The following is a 4,445-nucleotide window of genomic DNA, read 5'->3' as shown; positions in this document are numbered from 1 at the left end:
GGCCGCCGCCTCGGCCGCGCCGCGCGCCGCGGCGTCCGTCGCCGGCTCGACCGCCGCCACGACCCCGACCACGGGTGCCGCCGGCACCACCGCGGTCGCGGCAGCGCCGGCTGCCGCCTCCGCCGCGTCCGCCTCCGCCTCCGCCTCCACCACCACCACCACCCCGTCCCCCACCGCCGACGCCGGGTTCCGCCTCGGCGCGCACGTCGACCGCGGCTCCGCCCCCGACGCCGCCGCGGCGGTCGCGGGCTTCGAGGACGCCCTCGGCCGCCGGTTGGACGTGCACCGCTGGTACAGCCGGTGGGACGACGCCCAGCCCGCGGGCCCCGTCGCGGACTCGGTCGCCCGCGGCCGGACCCCGCTGCTGTCGATCTGGCCGAAGCGCCTCGACGGCTCGGTGGTCCCGTGGTCGGCGATCGCGTCGGGGACGGTCGACGGCGACATCCGCCGGCAGGCCGCGGGCGTCGCCGCCCTGGGCGTCCCGGTGTACCTGACCCTGCACCACGAGGCCGACATCGCGCAGGGCTGGGGCACCCCGGCGGAGTTCCGGTCGGCCTGGCGGCACTACGTCGAGGTGTTCCGGGACGCGGGCGTGCGGGACGTGCGCTGGACCTGGGTGGTGACGCCGGGCAGCTTCGGGTCGGCGCCGTCCACCGCGGGCGCGGACGCGTTCTACCCGGGGGACGACGTCGTGGACCGGGTCGGGCTCGACGCGTACAACTGGTTCGGCTGCGCCCCTGGCAAGCCGGCCGCGTGGCGGTCGCTGGCCGAGGTGGCGGGCCCGTTCCGGCGGTGGGCGGAGGCGCGCGGGAAGCTGGCCGTGCTGGCCGAGTTCGGCACCGCGGCCGATCCCGCGGACCCCGGGCGCCGCGCGGCCTGGCTGACCGAGGCGGTCGCGTACCTCGGCGCCTGGCCCGGTCTCGACGTGGCGTCGTCGTTCGAGGGCACGGGGACCTGCCCGTGGGCCGTGGCGGGCTCCGCGCCGGCGCGTGCGGCGTACGCCGCGGCGGTCGCCGGACCCGCGGCGAACGCCGCCCCGACCGCGGACCTGCGGCCGTCCGTGCTGGTCGGCCCGGCCCCGCTCGCCGTCACGTTCGACCTCGCGCGCAGCACCGGCGGCGGCGCGGCGACCGGCGGCGGCGTGACCCGCTGGACCCTCGCCCTCGGTGACGGCACGACCCGCAGCGGCACCGGGCAGCCCGGCGTGGTCACGCACACGTACGCCGCGGGCGCGGTGACCGCCCGGCTGACGGTGACGGACGCCGCCGGCCGCACCGCGACGGACGCACGCACCCTCGTGGTGGCCGCGCCCCCGGTGGTCACGGGCGCCGAGAGCGGGGTGACCGGGACGGCGGCCCGGGTGCGCGCGTGGGTGGCGCCCGCCGGCCTGGCCGGGACGGTCCGCGTCGCGTGGGGTCCCGAGGGCGGCGCCGAGAGCGGCCGCGTGGAGCGCCCGCTCGCCGCCTCGACCGCTGCGCAGGAGGTCGCGCACGACCTCGCCGGCCTGGTCCCCGGCACCCGGTACCGCTGGACGGCTACGGCGACGACGGCGGCGGGCACCACCACGATGAGCAGGACGTTCGACACCCCCGGGGCGCCGACGGTGCGGGCGCTCGCGGCGACGGGCGTCACCCGCACCGGCGCCACCGCGCAGCTCCGGGTGCACCCGCGCGGGCTCGACACGACGGTGCGGGTCGAGTGGGGGACGGGCTGGACGTCGCGGACCGCCGACGTCCCGTTCCCGGCCGCGTCCTGGGAGCGCGCGGGCACGGTCGACCTCACGGGCCTCGCGCCGGGGACGACGTACCGGTACCGCGTGGTGGCGACGAACGCGGCGGGGACGACCGTCGGGCCGGAGCAGGTGCTGACCACCGCGGGGTGAGCCGGCCTGCCGCGCGCCACGCTCCCGGGCCGCGGCCGCGACGGCGGGCCGCGGAACGCCGACGGTTGCGCAACCCGGTGGTTGTGGTCGGGGCCGTCGGCGTGGCACGCTACGGCGGCCGTCACCCACCCACCCGTCAGGAGGACCCGTGGCCGCCGACCCGCTCTCGCAGGTGTTCGCGGCGCTCGCCGACCCGCTGCGCCGCGACCTCGTGGCGCGGCTGGCGTCGGGCGACGCCACGGTCGGCGCGCTCGCGGCCCCGTACGACGTCTCGCCGCAGGCGGTGTCGAAGCACCTGCGGGTGCTCGAGGAGGCGGGACTGGTGAGCCGGCGGCGGGAGGCGCAGCGCCGCCCGGCGCACCTGGAGACCGAGGTGCTCGACCTCATGACGATGTGGATCGAGCGGAACCGGCGGGAGGCCGAGTTCCGCTACCGGCGGCTGGACGACGTCCTGCTGGGTGAGGGCGCGGACCGGCCGGAGGTCGGCGGGTCCGGCGCCGCCGCCGCACGGCCCGCCCGGCCCGCACGGCGGCCTGCCCCGGCTGCACCGGCCGCAGCGCCCGCCCCGGCCGCAGCGCCCGCCGAGTCCGCCCCGCCCGCTCCGCCCGCCGTGGGTGACGTCGTCGAGCCCGACGCCGACGCCGCGCCCGGCCCGCGGCTGCGCACCCAGCGGACCCTCCGGTTCCGGATGGACGGCGAGCGGGTGTTCCAGCCGTGGGACCTCGGCGCCCGCGTGATCATCCCCGACGACGACCCGGCGGCCGAGCCCGCGGACGGCCCGTCCGGCGCCTGAGTCCGAACGGCCGCGTTTGCCCGAATCACCCGGTTCGTGGCGCGCGATCCGCTCACGCGGACCCCGCGGGCGTCGATGGGTTCCTCGCCAGGGGGTACCGACCCACGAGGAGCCACGTGTTCACCCGCACCCGCACGCAGCCGCCGACCGCGGCTTCCGAGCTGTCCGAGTCCCGCGAGAACGTCGACGCCGTCACCGCGGTCGTGCACGCCCTCGCCGGCGCCTCCACCTCCGAGGAGGCGGTCCGCGCCGCGCTGGACGTCGTCCGCGAGCGGTTCGACTGGGCGTACGGCTCGTACTGGCGGGTGGAGGCCGACCGCGCGCTGCACTTCGTGCAGGAGTCGGGGGACGCCGGGGACGAGTTCCGCCGGGTGACCCGCGCGGCGTCGTTCTCCGAGGGCGTCGGGCTGTCGGGTCGGGCGTGGCGGCAGCGGGACCTGGTGTTCGTGGCGGACCTGGGTGAGCTGACGGACTGCGTCCGCGCCCCCGCGGCGCAGCGGGCGGGCGTCCGCTCCGGGATCTGCTTCCCGCTGCTGGAGGACGGCGTCGTCACCGGCACGATGGACTTCTTCACCACCGAGACGCTGAGCCCGTCCCCGCAGCGCCTCGGGACGCTGCGCAGCATCGGGGTCCTGGTGAGCCAGGCGATCGAGCGCGTCGCGACCGCCGAGCGGCAGGCCGAGGCGGCGCAGGACATCGACGCGGTCAACCGCGTGATCCACGAGGTCACCGGCGCCCCCACCGCCGAGGAGGCGCTGAGCCGCGCGCTCGCCGCCATCCGCGAGGGGTTCGGCTGGGCGTACGGCTCGTACTGGCGGGTGGACGAGGAGCAGCGGGCGCTGACCTTCGTCCAGGAGTCGGGCGACGCCGGCGCCGAGTTCCGCGAGGTCACGCGGGCGGCGACGTTCCGCGAGGGCGTCGGGCTCGCGGGCCGGGCGTGGCGGGCGCGGGACCTGGTGTTCGTGCCGGACCTCGGCGAGCTGACGGACTGCGTGCGGGCCCCCGCGGCGCAGCGGGTCGGCGTGAAGTCGGGCGTCTGCCTGCCGATCGTCGTCTCCGGCCAGGTCGTCGGCACGATGGACTTCTTCGCCACCACGACGCTCGAGCTGTCCCAGGAGCGCGCCGACGCGCTGCGCAACACCGCCTTCCTCGTCGCGCAGGCGCTGGAGCGGCACGCGGGTGCGGCGCGGCTGCGGACCGCGGGCGAGGAGCTCGTCACGTCCATCCAGGAGGTCGAGCGCAACGTGCTCGCGGCCACCACGGTCGCCACCGACGGCCAGCGCATCGCCGAGGGCGCGAACCGCGAGGTCGCCGGGCTCGGGGTGTCGAGCGCCGAGATCGGCCAGGTCGTCACGGTCATCCAGGGCATCGCCGCGCAGACCAACCTGCTCGCGCTCAACGCGACGATCGAGGCGGCGCGCGCGGGGGAGGCGGGCCGCGGGTTCGCCGTCGTCGCCCACGAGGTCAAGGAGCTCGCCAACGAGACGGCCGCGGCGACCACCCAGGTCAGCGACAAGGTGCGGACGATCCAGCACCAGGTCGACGGGGTGATCGCGTCGCTGGCGCAGATCGGCGGCGTCGTGGAGCGGATCAACGAGACCCAGCAGACGATCGGCGGGGTCCTGACCGAGCAGGTCGCGGTCACCCGCGCGATCCTCGACTGACCCCGCGGGCGACCGCGCTCTGGGTGGAAGGTCTGGCCGGACACGCACACGGCTGTCTCTTCTCCACACCTTACGCTGCCGACGAAGGCCGTGGAGTGTAGATCTC

The 4,445-nt window shown here is 77.7% G+C and carries 3 protein-coding genes; all 3 read left to right on the top strand.

What is annotated here, in order from left to right:
• On the top strand, positions 1-1,882 hold a 1,882-nt coding region (locus AC3WUG_RS08625), incomplete at its 5' end, for a PKD domain-containing protein (RefSeq protein WP_492327304.1).
• A gap of 148 nt (positions 1,883-2,030) precedes the next feature.
• Positions 2,031-2,675, top strand: a complete 645-nt coding sequence (locus AC3WUG_RS08620; RefSeq protein WP_492327303.1) for an ArsR/SmtB family transcription factor — start codon at positions 2,031-2,033, stop codon at positions 2,673-2,675.
• 116 nt (positions 2,676-2,791) lie between these two features.
• Positions 2,792-4,339 (top strand): GAF domain-containing protein, encoded by a 1,548-nt coding sequence (locus AC3WUG_RS08615; protein ID WP_492327302.1) that lies wholly within the window; start codon positions 2,792-2,794, stop codon positions 4,337-4,339.
• Positions 4,340-4,445: the final 106 nt, after the last annotated feature.

This window comes from Cellulomonas sp. EB106-03-03-XG116 (assembly GCF_058792015.1).
This window is presented reverse-complemented; position numbering and strand designations above follow the sequence as displayed.